Annotated in this window: 12 protein-coding genes and 1 pseudogene; 9 read left to right on the forward strand and 4 right to left on the reverse strand. The window is 35.8% G+C overall.

All coding sequences use genetic code 11. The annotated features are described in order from the left end of the window. Positions 1 to 108: 108 nt before the first annotated feature. Positions 109 to 402, reverse strand: coding sequence for a helix-turn-helix domain-containing protein (locus FOL89_RS15195; RefSeq protein ID WP_144283644.1), 294 nt, complete (start codon positions 400 to 402; stop codon positions 109 to 111). A 187-nt stretch (positions 403 to 589) separates the two neighbouring features. On the opposite strand from FOL89_RS15195, the gene ccoN reads away from it, so the two are divergent. From ccoN to FOL89_RS15220, 5 genes are all read left to right on the forward strand, one after another. Continuing rightward, positions 590 to 2,869: a cytochrome-c oxidase, cbb3-type subunit I gene (gene ccoN / locus FOL89_RS15200; protein WP_144283645.1), complete on the forward strand. Its 2,280-nt coding sequence runs from the start codon at positions 590 to 592 to the stop codon at positions 2,867 to 2,869. 18 nt (positions 2,870 to 2,887) lie between these two features. Beyond that, positions 2,888 to 3,766 (forward strand): cbb3-type cytochrome c oxidase N-terminal domain-containing protein, encoded by an 879-nt coding sequence (locus FOL89_RS15205; protein WP_144283646.1) that lies wholly within the window; start codon positions 2,888 to 2,890, stop codon positions 3,764 to 3,766. Positions 3,767 to 4,173: 407 nt separating this feature from the next. Then, entirely contained in the window at positions 4,174 to 9,219 is a 5,046-nt protein-coding gene (locus tag FOL89_RS15210) for a translocation/assembly module TamB domain-containing protein (protein WP_144283647.1), read from the forward strand. A gap of 120 nt (positions 9,220 to 9,339) precedes the next feature. Further along, a complete protein-coding gene (tamL, locus tag FOL89_RS15215; protein WP_144283648.1) occupies positions 9,340 to 11,676 on the forward strand; it encodes a translocation and assembly module lipoprotein TamL in 2,337 nt (778 codons plus the stop codon). Between the two features lie 125 nt (positions 11,677 to 11,801). Then, on the forward strand, positions 11,802 to 12,728 hold the full coding sequence (locus tag FOL89_RS15220; RefSeq protein ID WP_144283649.1) for a YihY/virulence factor BrkB family protein: 927 nt from the start codon (positions 11,802 to 11,804) through the stop codon (positions 12,726 to 12,728). A gap of 200 nt (positions 12,729 to 12,928) precedes the next feature. On the opposite strand, the gene FOL89_RS15225 is transcribed toward FOL89_RS15220, so the two are convergent. From FOL89_RS15225 to FOL89_RS15235, 3 genes are all read right to left on the reverse strand, one after another. Next, complete coding sequence (locus FOL89_RS15225) at positions 12,929 to 13,372, reverse strand: T9SS type A sorting domain-containing protein (RefSeq protein WP_144283650.1); 444 nt, start codon at positions 13,370 to 13,372, stop codon at positions 12,929 to 12,931. Next, positions 13,372 to 14,364, reverse strand: coding sequence for an NHL repeat-containing protein (locus FOL89_RS15230; protein WP_144283651.1), 993 nt, complete (start codon positions 14,362 to 14,364; stop codon positions 13,372 to 13,374). The genes FOL89_RS15225 and FOL89_RS15230 overlap by 1 nt, the downstream gene beginning before the upstream one ends. Before the next feature lie 223 nt (positions 14,365 to 14,587). Continuing rightward, on the reverse strand, positions 14,588 to 14,971 hold the full coding sequence (locus FOL89_RS15235) for an HU family DNA-binding protein (protein WP_144283652.1): 384 nt from the start codon (positions 14,969 to 14,971) through the stop codon (positions 14,588 to 14,590). A 156-nt stretch (positions 14,972 to 15,127) separates the two neighbouring features. Between FOL89_RS15235 and FOL89_RS15240 the strand changes: the two are divergent. The 4 genes and pseudogenes from FOL89_RS15240 to FOL89_RS15255 all read left to right on the forward strand — a co-directional run. Then, positions 15,128 to 15,634, forward strand: a pseudogene (locus FOL89_RS15240) (transposase); the annotation flags it as partial. A 193-nt stretch (positions 15,635 to 15,827) separates the two neighbouring features. Continuing rightward, positions 15,828 to 17,651: an RHS repeat domain-containing protein gene (locus FOL89_RS15245; RefSeq protein WP_228444938.1), complete on the forward strand. Its 1,824-nt coding sequence runs from the start codon at positions 15,828 to 15,830 to the stop codon at positions 17,649 to 17,651. Between the two features lie 10 nt (positions 17,652 to 17,661). Then, entirely contained in the window at positions 17,662 to 17,952 is a 291-nt protein-coding gene (locus tag FOL89_RS15250; RefSeq protein WP_144283654.1) for a hypothetical protein, read from the forward strand. Between the two features lie 363 nt (positions 17,953 to 18,315). Then, a complete protein-coding gene (locus FOL89_RS15255) occupies positions 18,316 to 20,070 on the forward strand; it encodes a discoidin domain-containing protein (RefSeq protein ID WP_144283655.1) in 1,755 nt (584 codons plus the stop codon). Positions 20,071 to 20,113 lie beyond the last annotated feature (43 nt).

Here is a 20,113-nt window from a genome sequence, read left to right on the forward strand (position 1 = left end):
CCCTGAATAACTGTGAGAAAAATTTAAAAAAAAAGCAAAAAGGAAAAGAAAAGGACATAAAAATACCTCCGGAATGATTCAGAGGTTAATTTTTTATTATAAAACGGATTATTTTAAATTTTCGGGAACTTCAATATTGTTCTTTTTAATGTATTCTAGCAATTGATTATATTTTTCTTCAAAATCGTTGCTTCCACATTTATGAGAAATACTGCAGATATCAGACGGCTTTATATCCAAAATATCAGAGATTTTCGTGAGAATTTCAAGATTGATTTTGACTTTAGAATTTTCTATATCTGAATAGGCTTTTTGAGAAATGCCCATTTCAAACGCCATATATTCTTGAGTAAGATCTCGCTCTCGCCTTATTTTTCTGATATTTTGTCCACAAATTTTCATCGCACAATAGCTTTAGTAGTTTTGGGTATATTTTAGAAGTATATCTAATAGCCATAGACAAAGTTAGTAAATACCTTTGTCAAAATATTATACAAGCAGCATAATATTTATTTACAGTTGAACATCATTCTTTATTAACGAGAAAAATCGACGGTAAAAAATTGATCCGCTGCAAGAAACAAGACTTATGGAGACGCAAAAATTTAATTATGACAATAATATTGTCAGAGCATTCCTCTATGCAACTATTGTATTTGGAATTATTGGTTTTATTTTGGGGCTAACAGCAGCTTTAATGCTTTTCTATCCTGAGCTTCCTGAATTTTTATTCGGAACTGATGATACAACCATTATGAGTTTACGAAGTGGAAATATTCAGGGATTGATTAATTCTCAGGGAGCATTAGGTTTTGGAAGGATTAGAATGCTTCATACAAGTGCCGTTATTTTCGCTTTTGTGTGTAATTCTTTTTTCTGCGGTGGGTACTACAGTATGCAGAGACTTCTAAAAACCAGAATGTACAGCGATACGCTTTCATGGATCCACTTCTGGACATGGCAGATTATGATCATTGCCGTTGTGATTACATTCTTAATGGGAATCAATACTTCTAAAGAATATGCTGAGCATGAGTGGCCAATTGATATTCTGATTACTTTTTCATGGGTAGTTTTCGGGATCAATATGTTTGGAACAATTGCCAAAAGAAGAGTACGCCATCTTTATGTAGCTATCTGGTTCTACATTGCTACATGGATCGCAGTTGCTATGCTTCATATCTTCAATAATTTGGAAGTCCCATTATCATTTACAAGCTGGAAATCTTATTCTGCCTACGCAGGAGTAAAAGACGCTTTAGTGCAATGGTGGTATGGCCACAATGCTGTTGCGTTTGTATTGACAACACCAGTTCTTGGTTTAATGTATTACTTTATGCCAAAAGCCGCAAACAGACCTGTGTTTTCATATAAATTATCAATCATTCACTTCTGGTCTTTAATCTTCGTTTACCTTTGGGCAGGACCTCATCACCTTCAGTACACTGCTTTACCGGCATGGGCTCAAGCAGTAGGAACAGGTTTCTCAATTATGCTTATAGCACCATCATGGGGCGGAATGCTTAATGGTCTATTAACTTTAAGAGGAGCATGGGACAAAGTAAGAGAAAATCCTATTCTTAAATTCTTTGTTGTAGCTGTTACCTGTTATGGAATGGCAACTTTTGAAGGACCGCTTTTGGCTACAAAATCTTTAAATAAAATTGGGCATTATACTGACTGGGTAATCGGACACGTACATTTGGGGGCTTTAGGATGGAATGGTTTTATGGCATTCGGAGTGGTATACTATCTGATCCCAATCATGTGGAGAACGGAACTTTGGTCTAAAAAGCTTGCCAATCTACACTTCTGGCTAGGTACTTTAGGAATCATTTTCTACGCTGTTCCGATGTATATTGCAGGATTTACACAAGGTTTGATGTGGAAACAATTTAATCCGGACGGAACTCTATTATGGAAAAACTGGTTAGATACTGTTACTGCTATTATTCCATATTATAAAATGAGATTTTTAGGAGGGTTATTTTATTTAAGCGGAGCAATTTTAATGGTTGTTAATGTTTATAAAACCATCAGAAAAGGATCATTCCAAAAAGAAGTTCCTGCGGAAGCTCCTGCATTAGCAAATGTCGGAAGTGCAAGAAAAGAAGGCGAAGGTGTACACCTTTGGCTGGAAAGAACTCCTCACTTATTATCAATATTGGCATTTATTGCGATTGCTATCGGTGGATTGGTAGAAATTGTTCCTACACTCACTGTGAAAAGTAACTTACCTACTATATCTGCAGTAAAACCATATTCTCCGCTTGAACTGGAAGGTAGAGATCTCTATATTCGCGAAGGCTGTAATTCCTGCCATTCCCAAATGATAAGACCGTTCCGTGATGAAGTTAACAGGTTTGATGGTAAAAACGGACAATATTCCAAAGCAGGTGAATTTGTATACGACAGACCATTCTTATGGGGTTCCAAAAGAACAGGACCGGATTTACACAGAGAAGGTAACAGAAATCCTGATTCATGGCACTTTAAACATATGTACAACCCGAGAGTTACATCTGCAGGATCTATCATGCCACGTTTTCCATGGCTGATAACCAACCAGCTAGATCGCTCGCAAATGGTGGATAAAATGAAACTGATGAAAAATACTTTTGACATTCCTTATACTAAAGCACAGATTGACTCAGCAGATCAGTGGGCAGATAATCAGTCTAAAGCAATTGTAAAAAGAATTTATGCTGAGGCAGCAGATGTGAAAGTACAGGTAGAAAAAGATAAAGCAGCAAAAGGAAATCAGTTTGTCCCTCTGGAACAGCGCGAGATCATTGCCATGATTGCGTATCTGCAAAGACTGGGAACAGACATCAAAACAACTGAGATTAAAACAGCAAGTGTAGATTAATTTTAAATATTATTTGAAATGAAAACAAGAACTCCAATATCTATATATATTGCTCTTACCATTGGGATCATCATCATGGCATTTGAAATGTTCGCACAGGATTCCGATTACTTATCTACACCTATATTTTGGGCATTGCTGATTATTGTAACCATCTTATTGCTCATTATGAACTCTATCGGAGATTTGGTGGAAAACGAAAGGTTCAGCAGATTGACAGATGAAGAAAAGCGTCTGTATATTACAGATAAAAACACACCGTATGTACAGAAACTCTGGAATTCAGCATTCAAAAAGCAGTCACAGTCCGAAGAAACTGACATTCTGATTGATCACGGTTTTGACGGCATTACCGAACTCGACAATTCTTTACCTAAATGGTGGATCGGGCTTTTTTATTTCGGAATTATCTTCTGCGGCGTTTACATGATTGCATTTGCTTTTACAGATTATGCACATCCAGAGGCAGAGTATGATAAGGAAACAAAAATTCAGCTGGCTTCTATAGAAGAATACGAAAAAAATGCGCCACCTATCAATCTGGAAACAGCAAAATACAGCGCAGATTATATTTCTGAAGGCGAGCAATTGTTTAAAACCAATTGTGTAACCTGCCACGGCGACAACGGAAAAGGAGGAATTGGACCTAACCTCACAGATAATCACTGGATCAACATCAAAGAAAAAAGCTTATTCAAAAATGTTTTCTGGATGCTTGAAAATGGTTCGCCCAACAATCCAACTATGCGTCCGTTTATTAAAGAAGGAACCATCACAGGAAGAGATGCCGAAAAAATTGCATCTTACATCTATCATATTAACCAGGAAAAATCACCAGTTACACAAGCTCAGGGAGGTGCAGCTCCACAAGGCGAAGCTGTAAAATGGAAAGAATAATTACTCATTTTAAATATATAATTTATGAATTGAATCTCCATCAGATGTATGTCGCGGTTGTAACTCAACTAACATCTGAAAACCTATTCACTTTTTTTAAATATTCCATAATATTTAAGATCAGCCGAGGCATACATCAAAAGAACCTGTTCGTTTGAACAGGTTTTTCTTATTTCGGAAAAGTACCACATTTTTATATTCTTACCATAAAATGCAGCAATTGGCAAAAATTTTGCTTAAATGAAGTAACAGCTTTAAAAAAGACTGCCATAAAATAAATAAATAAATAAATCATGCTAAAACTCATTACATTTCAAATTCTGAAAATATAAGACATCCATAATTTCATGCCCGTGAGTTACCCTCACATTTAATCCGAATTGTATATTTGTCTAAATCACAGAAACTTGAAACTGAAATTTAATAAAAGAAAAATTCTCAGAGGTGTTGTTATAACAATCACCTCCATCATTGTTTTAATCATACTTCTCGTCCTTAGTCTCAGGCTTCCCGCTGTACAAAACTATGTAAAAGATAAACTTGTTGTATATCTGGAAGGTAAAATCAAAACAAAAGTAAGTTTGGATAAAGTTTACATTGGTTTTCCCAACAGTATCATAATGGAAAATTTGTATCTGCAGGGGCAAAAAACCGATACCCTTCTTGCTGTCAGAAAATTTGATGTTGGTCTCAATATGTGGCAGCTGATGAAATCCAAGGCGGATATTACTTCAATTGATTTGGAAGGAGTTCGTGCAAATGTTGTCAGAAAACCGGACGGAAAATTCAATTTCGATTATATAATTGATGCTTTCGCTACTTCAGATGAAGAACAGGAAAAGAAACCTTCAAAACCTTTCATTATTTCTTTAGATAAAATTAAACTAAAAGATATAGGTCTTACCTTCAATGATCAACAATCAAGAAACGACATCAAAGTTTATTTTAAATCTTTTGATACAAGAGTACAAACGTTTGATCTTCAAAACAACAATTATGCAGTCAACGATATTAATCTTGACGGATTAAAATTAAAATTAAAGCAGGATCTGGTAGAAGAAGTTGCTAAAAATGTCGAAGAAAAAGTAGATTCTCTGAATCAGAAAAAACCTATGAAATTAGGTTTAAACGGAATAAAGCTAACCAATTTTGATGTAGATTACGGTGATGATAACACCAAAACTTTTGCAAAAGTTCTATTTAAAGAACTCAGCACCAAAGTCAACAGCATTGATCTGGAAAACAATAATTATAATATTGGAAATGTTTATCTGACCGGAGCAAACATCAATGCCAATCTTTTTCTTCCGGCAGACAATGCAAATCCTAAAAATCAGAATGATCCGGATCCGGCAAAATCTTCGGAGCAACAACAAGCAATGAATCTTGTTTTAGGGAAACTTCTATTAGATGATGTAAAAGTAGCTTACAACAATACAGCTATTGCCCCCACAAAAAACGGAATGGATTTTAATCATCTGAATTTTTCTAAACTCAATCTGGATGTCAGAAATTTTAAAATGCTGAACGGTACTTTTGCCGGAAGTGTAAAATCTGCAGAAATCCAGGAAGCGAGAGGTTTGAATGTACAAAAATTTAACACCGATTTTGTGTATGCCGAAAAAGAAGCTTACCTCAAAAATCTCTATTTGCAAACTCCAAAAACGGTTTTAAGAGACGAGGTTATTTTAAATTATAATTCGATTGAACAATTATCTTCCAATTTGGGAGCAGTAAAAATTTCAGCTGACATCCGCGATTCTAAAATCGGATTTTCTGATATTCTTACTATTGTTCCTACTTTACGAAACACAGCACCATTCAACAAATATCCTAATGCCACTTTGAATGTGAATGCTATTGTAAGAGGAAATATCAACGATTTATCTATTCAAAACCTGAAGGTTTCAGGATTAGACAAACTCAGGGTTTTGGCTTCGGGAAAAATCAAAAATGCAACAAATCCTGACCAACTGTATTACAATTTGAATGTGGCGGAACTATCCACAGCATCTAAAACGATTTATAATCTCGTTCCGAAAAATACTATTCCAAGCAATATAACATTACCTTCGTTCTTAACTATTCGTGGAACAGCAAAAGGAACCACACAGGTTGTAGATACCAACCTTCGCCTTACTTCTACATTGGGGAATGCTGCCGTAATTGCCAAAGCCGATTTACGAAGAAAAAACAGAGAAACTTTCGATGTGAAAGCCAATCTTCAAAATTTACAGATCGGAAAAATAATCCAGAATAAAGATCTGGGAAGCATCACAGCAAAAATCAATGCTAAAGGACAAGGTTTTGACCCGAAAATAATGACTGCTAATTTAAGTGGCGATGTACAATCTGCAACTTATAATGGATACACTTATCAGAACATGAATCTGAAAGGAAAAATCACTCGTGGTGTGTATGATATTGATTTAAACTCCAAAGATCCGAACGCTAATTTACATCTTGCCGCTTCCGGAGTTTTCAATGACAATCCGACTGTGAAAGTTAATGGAAACATCAACAAATTAGACTTAAACAAGCTTGGTTTTTACAGTTCGCCGATGATTATTGCAGGCGGAATTGACGGAGATTTTACAAACCTTGATCCCGATCATCTGAACGGTTATCTGAATCTTCAGGATTTTGCCATTTCCGATACAAAAGAAGTATATCCGCTTCAGGAAGTGAGACTGAATGCAGTGTCTACCGCTGATTCTACTTTAATAAAACTCAATTCGCAGATTGCCGATGTTGAACTTAACGGAAAATATAAATTAACTCAGATATTCGGAGCTTTATCACAAACAATTAATCAGTATTATCAGTTTCAGAAGCCAGATCCAAATCAGAAAATTGATGCCGGACAGTTTTTTACCCTTAATGCCTCAATTAAAAATGATGACCTCATCAGAAAATTTGTTCCGGATCTGAAAAGTTTTGAAACCATTACTATTACAGGAAATTATAATGCAGATTCCCAGAATATAGAGCTTGATGCAAAAATCCCACAGGTTTTATATGGCACAAATTCCCTTGAAAATACCAGTCTGAAAATTACCAATGAAAATCAGGCATTGCAGTATAATTTGAATGTTACCTCATTGAAAAGCGAAAGTTTTGCTTTGAATAAAGTCAATATCAATGGTGATGTTGCCCAAAATACCATCAATTATAATATTGCAACGAAAGATGAAAAAGATGAAACGCAGTTTCTGATTGCCGGAAATGCGAAATCTATGAACGACATTACAGAAATTTCTTTAAATCCAGATGGTTTAAAACTAAATTATATGGATTGGGCGGTTGATGAAAACAATAAAATTCAGATTTTCAGTCAGGGAATTGTAGCAGATCAGTTCAGGCTTTCCAACTCGGGAGCAGAAATTACTCTTCAGTCTGAGAGCAATTCACCAACTAGCCCGCTGAATGTTTCTCTGAAAGATTTTAAAATTGAAACCATTACGGAAATCATCAAAAAAGATTCGCTTTTGGCAAAAGGAACTATCAACGGAACTGCGCAACTGAGAGATTTAACTAAAAATATGACCTTCACATCAGATATTGATGTTACCGATTTATTTGTCTTCGGAAATCCTGTAGGAAACCTTGATATTAAAGTCAACAATCAGTCAGCGAATCTTCTGAATGCAGATATTGTACTTTCAGGAAATAATAATGATGTGAAAATCTTAGGAACATACAATACTTCTGCAAGCAGTTTTGATTTGGATTTAAATATGAATCAGCTTCAGATGAAAACGCTGCAAGGCTTTACCATGAACGCAATTAGCAATACAGAAGGGCACCTCTCCGGAGATTTAAAAATAACTGGAACTACTGAGGCACCGAGAATCTTAGGTGACGTAAAAATGAATAATGTAGGAATGATGATTTCCCAGACAGGAAGTGATTTCAGAAACATTAATGACAAAATAAGTTTTACCAGCCGCGGAGTAGAATTTGATGATTTTAAAATCAATGATAAAGACGGAAATTCTCTCAATATTGACGGCCAGGTGCTCACAACAACCTACAGAGATTTTGCTTTCAATCTGGATGTAGACGCAAAAGATTTCAAAGTTGTCAATTCAGAGAAATCAAATGATGCTATAATGTATGGAATTCTGGCAATAGATGCTGCTTTACAGGTAAGAGGAAATTTAGACCTGCCCAGAGTTGACGGAAGATTGGCGGTGTCAGAAACTACTGATTTTACTTTTGTACTTCCTCAATCTTCGCCTTCATTACAGGAAAGAGATGGAATTGTAGAGTTTATTGATCAGGATCAGGTAGAATTAACCAAAACCATCAAAGATGATTCTATTGATTCACAGACCAACCTCAAGGGAATGGATGTAAATGTGAATATTGAACTAAGCAAAGAAGCAAAAATGTCGATTATTATTGATAAAGCCAACGGAGATTTTGTAAAACTTCAGGGTGAGGCAGATCTCACAGGAGGAATAGATCCTTCAGGCAAAACCACTTTGGTAGGAGTTTATCAGGTAGAAAAAGGAAGCTACGAAATGTCCGTGAGTCTTCTAAAAAGAAAATTTGACATCCAGAAAGGAAGCACCATTACCTGGACGGGTGAGCCTACCACTGCCGATCTCGATATTACTGCAGTTTATAAAACTGAAACGGCACCAATTGACTTGGTAGAACAGCAGTTTTCGGGTAATCCTTCTGAGTTGAATCAGTTTAAGCAGAGAATCCCGTTCAATACTTTATTGATTCTGAAAGGCGAGTTGCTAAAACCTCAGATCAGTTTTGATATTACAACTGATGAAAAAAACAATGCGGTATCTTCTAATGTAACCGAAACTATAGATGGTAAACTTGCTCAGCTGAGGGAAGATGAAAATGAAATGAACAAACAGGTTTTTGCTTTATTGCTCCTGAATCGTTTTATTGGCGAAAATCCTTTCCAAAGCAATTCCGGATTGTCTGCTGAGACTATGGCAAGACAGAGTGTGAGTAAGATTCTTTCTCAGCAGCTTAATAATTTAGCTTCAGATTTGATCAAAGGGGTTGACCTCAACTTTGATCTGGAATCTACAGAAGATTATTCTACCGGAACACAGAATACCAGAACAGATCTGAATGTTGATGTCAGCAAAAGATTATTAAACGACAGGTTAAAAGTATCTGTTGGAAGCAACTTCGGGCTGGAAGGAGAAACCAGACAAAATGAAAACACCACCAATATTGCAGGTGATGTAACCATAGATTATGCACTTTCAAGAGACGGAAGATATACTTTAAGAGCTTACCGAAAAAACGAATATCAGGTTGCTTTGCAAGGACAGATTGTAGAAACAGGGCTTGGATTTGTAATTACCCTAGATTATGACAAATTCCGGGATATATTCAGAAAGTCCAGAAATAACCGAAACAGAGAAGCCATCGAAAACAAAAGAAAAAAAGACAAAGAAGCTGTAGAATTCAAATAAAAATTTTAATCCAAAGAGCGCAAATATTTTGTTACTACTGACGACTCGTTTTGCTTGCAAAGGCGTTTCACTCAGCAAAGAATTCAAAATTTGCTTTTGGAAAAAAATATAAATTTTAGCATGGAAAATAAACTAAACATATATTATAAATACTTTTTACTCACAGGAGCTGCTGCAACAATCATTTCCTGCAGCAATACCAAATTCCTGAAAGACGGACAGATGCTTTATACAGGAGCTGAAGTAAAAATAGAAAGCGACTCGCTTAGCAAAAAGGAAAAAAACGAACTTGAATCTGCTCTTAAAGAGAATTTAACACCAAAACCTAATTCATCATTTTTAGGATTACGTCCAAAATTATATGCTTATAATACCACCAAAGAACCCAAAAAACAAAAAGGACTCAGATACTGGCTCAAATACAAATTCGGAGAAGAGCCTGTTTTACTGGGTGATGTAGACAGAGAATTCAATAAAGATATTATCGTTAATTATTCTGAAAACCAAGGATACTTTAATGCAAGAGCAAGATACGACACCGTATCAAAAAATAAAAAGGCAAAGGTAATCTATACCCTAAACCCGGGAGGAAGGTATTTAATCAGCAATGTGAATTTTCCTGCAGATTCTTCTGAGATCAATCATGAAATTCAGACTCTCAAAAATAAAACTTTGCTTAAACCAGGAAATCCTTTTGATCTGGATCTCATAAAAGCGGAAAGACAAAGAATTGATGACGGACTGAAAGACCGCGGTTTTTACTATTTCAATCCGGACAATATTATTGTTCAGGCAGACAGTACCGTAAGCAAAAGAAAGAATGAGGTAGAACTCATTGTGAAATTAAAAGATAACACGCCCAAATTAGCCAAAGAACAATTTACGATTGATAAAGTCGTTGTTTTTCCCAATTACAATCTGCGTGATGCAAATAGAGGAAAATACAGCATTCCGATGAGTGCAGATTCTCTTACAGGTTACGAATACAATAATATATTTGTGGTAGACCCCGACAAAAAATTCAAGCCAAAGGTCTTTGACCGTGCTTTATATTTCGAAAGAGGAGACCTTTATAACAGAAAAGATCACAACCTTTCCTTAAACCGTTTAATCAGCTTGGGTGTTTTTAAATTTGTGAAAAATGAATTTGTAGTTTCAGATTCTCTTAATCATAAATTTGATGCATATTATGTTTTAACACCCAGAGAGCTTCAGTCTTTGCGTCTGGAAGCGTTGGGACGAACCAATTCTGCCAACTATGCAGGAAGCGAGGTGAATCTGAACTGGACTCAAAGAAATTTTTTCCGTGGAGCAGAGCAGTTTAGAGCGTCTGTTTACGGTGCATTTGACGTTCAGATCGGAGGCCCGTCCGATGCCGAAAACATTTTCAGAGCCGGAGCCAATGCCCAGCTTTCCATTCCCAGAATTGTAGCACCTTTCCGTTTCAATTCATCAAGTGCTTTTGTACCAAGAACCAATATTCAGCTTGGATATGAATTTCAAAACCGAACCACTTTATATACTTTAAATACATTTAATGCTTCTTTCGGTTATCAGTGGAAAGAAAATGTCCGTAAAGAACATGAACTGAAGCTGATCGACATTACGTATATAGATCCCGCCAACGAAACTCCAAAATTCATTGCCTTAAAAGCAGGAAACCCTTATCTGCAAAGAATTACTGATCAGCAGTTGATATTCGGACCTACCTATTCTTACACCTACTCTACCACCATGCTTCCTCAGACCAATACTTTCTATTATAAAGGAATGCTGGATCTGGCAGGAAACCTCACAGGTCTCATATCAGGAGCCAATGCAAAAGAAGGTAATCAGAAAAATATTTTCGGTGTACCTTTTAGTCAGTACGTCAAAATAGAAAATGATGTACGGTTTTATCATAAGTTTACCGAAAAAACATCTTTAGCCACACGCCTTATCGCAGGAGTAGCTATACCTTACGGAAATTCTGAGTTTATTCCTTTTTCGCGCCAGTTTTTCGTGGGCGGAAGCAACAGTATCAGAGCGTTCAGAGCAAGAACTTTAGGTCCCGGAAGCTATGATCCGAGAACAGAAAACAATACCAGAGCCACATTTGATCAGTCAGGAGATGTAAAATTGGAGCTTAATGCAGAGTACCGTGCCAATTTGTTTAAATTTCTCAATGTCGCAGCATTTGTAGACGCAGGAAACATCTGGCTATTGGAAGATCCTGAAAACGAAAGACCAGGCGGAAAATTCTCAAAAGATTTTATCAGCGAAGTTGCTGTTGGAGCGGGATTGGGTCTGAGATTAGATTTTTCGATTTTAATTCTGAGACTTGATCTCGCAATGCCGTTAAGAATACCTTACTATGATAAAGGTGACCGATGGACGTTTGACAAAATCAATTTTGGAAGCGGAGCATGGCGAAGAGATAATCTGATCCTGAATATTGCTATCGGATATCCGTTCTAATCACCGGATAGTTTATAGCTTAAATACTTCTTTTTTCTCGTGTTGGCGGGAAAATTGAAGTAACAAAAGAAACCCGACAAAGCTGTTTTCAAGTAAATATTAATTTCAATTATCAAAACCAAATCATGCTTAAAGAACTCAAATTTTTCTGGGAAACCGTAAAAGAAACCTTCACGGAATGGAACAATTCCAACGCATCAGGTGACTCTGCCAGTCTGGCTTATTATGCAATCTTTTCCATTCCCGGATTATTAATTATTATTATTTGGATAGCAGGATATTTCTTTGGTGAAGAAGCCATCCGCGGACAAATCAGTTCCCAGATCAGTGGAATGATGGGGCAGGATGTCGCCAAAAGTATTCAGGAAATGATTGCAGGAGCTTTAATTGACAAAGAAAATATTTTTATGAAAATCGTTGGGATCGGATCATTGGTTTTCGGTTCCACTACCCTTTTCTTTCAGCTTCAGAAATCGCTGAACAATCTCTGGGATGTGGAAGCTGCACCCAAAAAAGCTTTGGTAAAATTTCTTTTAGACCGTGCCAATTCTTTAGGGATGATTCTTATTTTAGGATTTCTTCTGATGATTACGATGGTCATGTCTTCGCTCATCAGTCTTTTCAATGATTTTATCACCCGCTATTTTGGGTTGGAAACTTATCTCCTTGTAGAAGTCATCAATTTTGCCATTGGATTCGGGCTGGTTATTTTACTGTTTGCTTTAATGTTCAAAGTACTTCCCGATGTTGAAATGAGCTGGAAATCGGTTTGGAAAGGCGCAATGCTTACAGCGGTTCTTTTCACGCTGGGTAAGTTTTTGCTGAGTTTATATTTCGGTCAGTTTAAGCCTACTTCAGCATTTGGAACCGCAGGAACAGTGATTTTGATTATGATGTGGATCAACTATTCCTGTATGTTGGTTTTTTTCGGCGCCGAATTTACCAAAGTCTATACCTATAAAAGAGGCTTGCGCATAGAACCTTCCAAACACGCCAAATGGAGCAGCGCGAAATTATATAAAGATAGTCAGTCAAAGAGTGTTATCACTTAAATTTAGGTGATGATATTATATTTTCAGGCAATTAATCATAAGCCGAATTAAGAATTGAATAAGATCTTACTTTTTGTTGTTATTTAGTACATTAAAGTATATTGTCACCATATTTTGTTTCACAGAAAAAAGCAACAAGCCAAAGTAATCGATAATAAAACATTGGCTCTGCCTTATTTATGTTATAAATCTTATGATTCTTATTGCTTTACAAGCTTTTTAATGACCGTTTTTCCATTTTGGAATTCTGTTTTTGCAAGATATATTCCCTTCGGAAGGTAAGAAACATCAACATTGTTTTCTTTTATTATTCTTATAAGTTTACCATCTGTAGAATAAATTTCAATTTTATTTATTTTTTCATTAGTCTGGAACACAATATTTGATTTTAAAGGGTTTTCAAAAGAAATTAAATCTGAAATATGAGTCTCAGCTGTTGATAAAGCTGTTAATAAATTAAATTTTGCAGCATAAATATTATTATTTACCCCATTATTGATTTCGCCCGCAACCAAAAAAGTTGTCGGGGAAATTATATTGAAACTTTCTGCCCATTCCTGATAAGTATTATTATTACCTACAAAGATAGCATTGCCATTGAACGTATTATCCGGGGTTCCATTGGAATTTAACCTTGCCACCATTAGATTACCATTAGATTTAGACTTCCATTGTCTGTATTGGCACCACTCAGGTAAATTTGGTTTGAAAAAGTTTTTAAACCGGATATGATTGTGTTTGCAAGCTGATACGTTCCGCTATTCGCAAAAGCAGTTATTACACTACCTGCAGGAGTATATTTTTTAACAGATGTAGTAAGAGTATTTTCATTGGACATACCATGAATTATATTACCTGAATCATCTAATGCTACATAATCGTAAGAATTTTCGTAATCAGCTAATGAAGAAAAAGAAGCTGTATTAATTGTTCCATTGCTTCCAAATGTTGAATCAATAGTTCCATCAGTATTAAGAAGTGTAAGATATGTAGTTAAAGTCTGATTATTGATGGATTTTACCAATAATTTTCCACCGGGACCGTTGTAAACCCCATATACATTGCCAATTCCTGGAATATTTACTGTTGAAACAATACCGCCTGATGCCACGTCGATTTTCTGTAAAACACCTTGTGAGTTTCCGGTTTTGCCAATATATAAATAGTCTGAGAGTAGTACGCTTTCATTGCTGTAACTTGTACCCGATGTTATTGTAAAAGTACCGTTCCCGCCAAAGGAGTTGTCTAGAGTTCCGTCAGCATTTAACTTTACCAAGGTGCTCTGGTCAGGATAAAAAATTAAAATCTTATTACCCATAAGATAAAGATTGGTTACATAAGCATCTTGAGCCTGAAAGGAAGTGAAATATCCGTTGTTGGCAAATGTTGTATCTGTTGTACCATCCGTATTCAGTCTCGAAATAAAAACTTCCTGGTTATTTGTTCCATTAATTCTTTGTCCTGAAATAATAATTTTACCATCCGGCTGAACAATAGAATTGATTATAGAATTTCCATTGGTCTGATTACTTAAAATAGAAAAGCCGTTGGTTCCAAACGAACTGTCAGCAGTAACAGTCTGTGCATTAATATAAAAGGCTGCGATTAAAGCAAAAGGAAAAAAAATTTTTCTCATAATATGTGTTTAAATATTTTTTTTGAAGCCTGCAAATATATTATATTTTTTTATTTGTTTTTGTAAGTTATTGATAAATAATCAGTCAAATTACAATGAAAGGTGATGATATACTTAAATGTACCATGTTTTATTCCGTTGAATATAGCGTTCATGAAGCAGTAAAGATGAAAAAATTTATAATTAAAATCCTCCCGAATTTTTCAGGAGGATTGCTTGTTTGTTAAGCTTTCTTTTTAAATTCTGCAAGCTTCAGAGCATCTTTAATCATCTTACCCGGTCGGAAGATGGTTTTTACCGTTTTGATGCTGGAAGCGTTTACTTCGTCTGCGGTATCTTTTCCTTCGCTGGAACCGCCTGCCTGTAAAGTGAAATACTCACCTACATAAACAATCTTACCATCGGCTACATCATCGGCAATTTTAGAAAACGTGCTTTCGAGTACGGCAAGAATGTCGGCTTTGGATACGGTAGAAACTGAGGCAGCATGCTTGGCAAGATCTGCAAGAGTGGTTTTCCCTTCGCCAATGATGTTGGCATAATACTTTGGGGGATTGTTCGGCTGCTGAGGGTTCTTCTTAGGAACTACACTGAATGTAATAGGCATTTTCTTTTCGATTATTTGTGTTAAACAATATTTTAAATAACAGAACTAAATTAACGTGAGTTCGGGATAAGAATAAATAAATTTACGATACAAAAAAGCAGAAAAATTAGTATATTTAAGGTATTGAAATTCAAATATTTAACTAAAATTTCTGCTATGATTTCTGATGATAAAATTACAACTATTTATTACATTGTTGATGAGTTTTTTAAAGAATTTAATAGTGTTCTGAAAGATTATGCTCTGAAAGATCCTAAAATTAAGAGCCGAAACCGAACATCTGCCCTGTCTCAAAGCGAAGTAATGACTATTATGATCCTATTTCATTACGGTGCATTCAAAAACCTCAAGCACTTTTACCAGGGCTACGTGCAAAGACATATGAAGAAAGAATTCCCCGTAACAGTTTCCTACAATCGTTTTGTAGAACTCCAAAAGAAAGTGAATGTTCCCATGGCTGTTTTTGTGAAAATGATGTGTCTGGGAAAATGTACAGGTATTTCTTTTATCGACTCCACGCCAATCAGAGCGTGCCATATCAAAAGAGAAAAACAGCATAAAACCTTTAAAAACATTGCCCAAAAAGGACAATGTTCTTTGGGGTGGTTTTATGGATTTAAACTTCATTTGATTATTAATGACAGAGGAGAAGTTTTAGATTTTACCCCGCTCCCGCACGATTTTATCGTGTGGCAGATAACAAAAAAACCTTGCAATTGCGAGGTTTTTTGTTTTATAGCGCAGCTACGTTTTTATTAAAAAATATTTTTTTTATTGGTCAAAATTTTATCTCTCCCAAAACGAGTACAACGAGCTTTCGCAGCTCAAAACCAAAAAAGTCGGCGGAACGGCTTCTGTGCCACTTCAAACGGTTGATTACACCTACAATATCCGTGGTTGGATGACCGGGATTAATGATCCAAATAATCTAAACGGAAAACTCTTTGGATACAAAATCAAATATACCGATCCGGTAAACACTTCAGTTTCCTCTCCGAGATTTAATGGTAACATTGCAGAGGTTGACTGGAAAACAGCAACCAATGTTAATGATAACAAGCGAAGATACTCGTATCAGTATGACAGATTGAACAGACTTTTGCAAGGAGCTTATTCCGAAGAAGGTTTATATGTCGTAAATAATGACTTTTATAATGAAGTTCTTACTTATGATCTGAACGGAAATATTAAGACATTAAAAAGATTTTCAAATCCTTATTCGGGAAATATTGCAGAAAAGATTGATGACCTTATTTATAACTACACTGGGAATCGGTTAGATCTTATTACTCTTCCTCCGGGAGTTCTCAATAATTCTTCCGGATATAATGCATTGGAAAATACCATTACCTATGATCCTAACGGAAATATGAAGACCCACTTAGACAAAGGGATAGGATCAATTTCCTATAATCATCTAAATCTACCTTCATCAATAACTATGGGGGCGAATAAAATGAAGACCCAGATTAATTATTTGTATAGAGCAGATGGATTAAAATTAAGAAAGAACATAGGGGGATCAGCAAGGGTATCAAGTGTTGAGACTGACTATATAGATGGCTTCCAGTATCAATTTATAAATGATTTTTCTATTTGTATAGGCTGTCCAATGCCTTCTCCTGAACTGCAGTTTATACCCACTTCAGAAGGTTATTTCGATTTTGTAAAAAATAAGTATATTTACCATTATAATGACCATTTGGGAAATGTGAGACTGAGTTATTTTAAAAATGATAATAACAGCGTAGAAGTTCTTGAAGAAAACAACTATTATCCGTTTGGGTTGAAACATACAGGATATAATGCTTTACTCGGAAATCAGGCTTATCAATACAAGTACAACGGCAAAGAACTCCAAGAGACAGGAATGTACGACTACGGCGCAAGATTCTATATGCCGGATATTGGAAGATGGGGAATGCAAGACGACTTAAGTGAACTACAGTTACATTACAGTCCTTACTCATACGTTTACAATAATCCTATTTTCTTTAATGATCCAACAGGTATGATTGGAGAAGCATGTGAAGGGTGTCCTAAACCTGATCCAAAGAAAATTTATGAAGGTGGAAAGATAGAAGATGTTGTAATTACCGCATATAGATCTATAAAAACAAAAACCGCAGATTTTGATTTTTCCAAAGTTGCTAGTATGTTAGCTCCTATTCGTCCTTTATCTACGGAAGAGCAGAATGTGATGAACGCCAGATACGGGGAAGCTCATGATTTATCAAGTAGTCTTAATATAATGTGGCGACAAATCAAAGATGTACCAGATAATTTAGCAGATACGTGGGAAAACATTAAAAATATTGGGGATAGCGAAGACAAAGAAGAAGCTATAGTATCAATGGCTATTCTTATGGTCAACTTGAAAAAGGGCAAGATTGGGAATGTTGCCAAAATGGGCGTTGGTAAAAGTACTTCAGGTTGGGTAATCAGCAAAGTCTTTAATTCTTTAGATACAGCTATACAGGCAAAAATAAAAAATGCAATTAGCAAGGGAATAGTTGCCCCTACAGGACAACAAGGAATAATAAAGCTAACAGCAACAGAAGCCGCACAAACAGGATATCAATATAAAATAAAAATATTAGGTAAAGGAGGAGACATTAGAGTTTATGGTAATCCAAATGTAAATGGGCATATTGTTTTTGAAAAAGTAATGGGACATTAATATTAAGCTTATGAATAACAATATAGATACAGAAAATTTATTCGAAATTTCTTCTGAGTATTTGAATAATATTTTAAAAGATGAAGAATTATTACACGAGCTAAAAAGCTCTTGTGAGAATGAAAAACCGCAGCTAATAAACAAAAGTGTTTCTTATGTTTTATACGATCAAAATGAACTATTTAAAAATAGTTATAAGGTTAAAATAAACATACAATGTGGAAGCAAAAATATTGCTTATTATGTTTTATATTTAGATAAAGATAAAAACTTTATTGATGAATTTTTTGTTATAAATTAAAAAAGTCTTTAAATTTTTTGGTAGTAAGCATTTTATCTCTCCCAAAACGACTACAACGATCTTTCGCAGCTCAAAACCCCGCTCCCGCACGATTTTATCGTGTGGCAGATAATAAAAACCCTCGCAACTTGCGATGGGTTTTGTGTTTTATAAAGCAGCCACATTTTTATTAAAGAAATCTTTAAACTTTTTGGTGGTAAGCATTTTGTCTTGCTCAGAACGAATACAACATCCCCGCTCGGCAAGGTTTGTAACTTCGTAGCAGATAATAACAAACCCACCGTTTTATCATATAAAAATTTCACATTCACAAACATTCTTCAAAAAAGTTGAGTACTTTTGTGATTCATGTAAAACAGACAGATGCAGAAATATACTTTTTTAGTTGCCTTATTTTTGGGATTGATGATCAGTGCACAGCAGAAAACCTATTGTAATCCTATCAATATTGACTATGGCTACACACCTTTTGAGGTTTTTTCAAAACAGGGAAAACACCGCGCAACAGCAGATCCGGTAATAGTAAATTTCAAAAAGAAACTTTTTCTTTTTTCAACCAATCAGGAAGGGTATTGGCATAGCGACAATATGCTCGACTGGAAGTTTGTGAAAAGAAAATTTCTGAGAGACAACAAATATACTCACGACCTCAACGCTCCCGCAGTATGGGCGATGAAGGATACTTTATACGTTTACGGTTCCACTTGGGAATCAGATTTTCCGATCTGGAAATCCACCAATCCTACCGTAGACGACTGGAAAATCGCAGTAGACACTTTAAAAGTTGGAGCCTGGGATCCCGCTTTTCATTATGATGAAGATAAAAACAAACTCTATCTGTATTGGGGATCCAGCAATGAATGGCCACTTTTGGGAACAGAAGTTAAAGTAAAAACCTTGCAATCTGAAGGTTATGTAAAACCCATTTTAAGATTAAAACCGGAAGATCACGGATGGGAAAGATTTGGTGAATACAACGACAATGTTTTCCTCCAACCCTTTGTAGAAGGAGCGTGGGTAACCAAGTACAAAGACAAATATTATATGCAGTATGGCGCACCGGCAACGGAATTCAGCGGATATTCGGACGGTGTCTATGTTTCCAAAAACCCATTGGAAGGCTATGAATATCAGCAGCACAATCCTTTTTCTTATAAGCCGGGAGGTTTTGCAAGAGGAGCCGGACATGGCGCTACGTTTGAAGATAATTTTAAAAACTGGTGGCACGTTTCAACTATTTTTATTTCCACTAAAAATAATTTTGAAAGAAGATTAGGAATCTGGCCTGCCGGATTTGATAAGGATGATGTAATGTATACCAACACTGCTTATGGTGACTACCCTACTCTTCTTCCTGAATTTGCTCAGGGAAAAGATTTCTCGAAAGGGCTTTTTACCGGATGGATGCTGCTGAATTACAATAAGCCTGTTCAGGTTTCATCAACTTTGGGCGGTTATCATTCTAATTTTGCGGTGGATGAAGACATTAAAACCTATTGGAGTGCAAAAACAGGAAATTCCGGAGAGTGGTTTCAGACGGACTTAGGTGAAATTTCTACCATCAATGCCATTCAGATTAATTATGCCGATCAGGATGCAGAATTTATGGGAAAAACCGAAGGTAAAATGCACCAGTATAAAATCTGGGGCTCCAATGACGGCAAAAAATGGAAAATCATTGTTGATAAAAGCAAAAATACCAAAGATGTTCCGCATGATTATGTAGAGCTGGGAAAACCTGCCGAAGCACGATATTTAAAAATGGAAAACCTGAAAATGCCTACCGGAAAATTTGCATTAAGCGGTTTTAGAGTTTTTGGAAAAGGCAAAGGAGCAAAGCCTCCTAAAGTTCAGAATTTTGTTCCACTGAGAGCCGATCCTAAAAAATATGGCGAAAGACGAAGCATCTGGATGAAATGGCAGCAAAATCCGGAAGCAGACGGATATGTAATTTACTGGGGAAAATCTCCTGATAAATTATATGGAAGTATTATGGTGTATGGTAAAAACGAATATTTCTTTACCGGAGCCGACAGGGTAGACTCATACTATTTCCAGATTGAAGCTTTCAATGCCAACGGAATTTCTGAGAGAACGGATGTGATGAAATCTGAATAGTTTTTTTGAAAAATTAATATTTAATAAGCCGTTAAGATGAGGT

This window comes from Chryseobacterium echinoideorum, from assembly GCF_007474535.1.
GTDB classification, from domain to species: Bacteria; Bacteroidota; Bacteroidia; order Flavobacteriales; family Weeksellaceae; genus Chryseobacterium; species Chryseobacterium echinoideorum.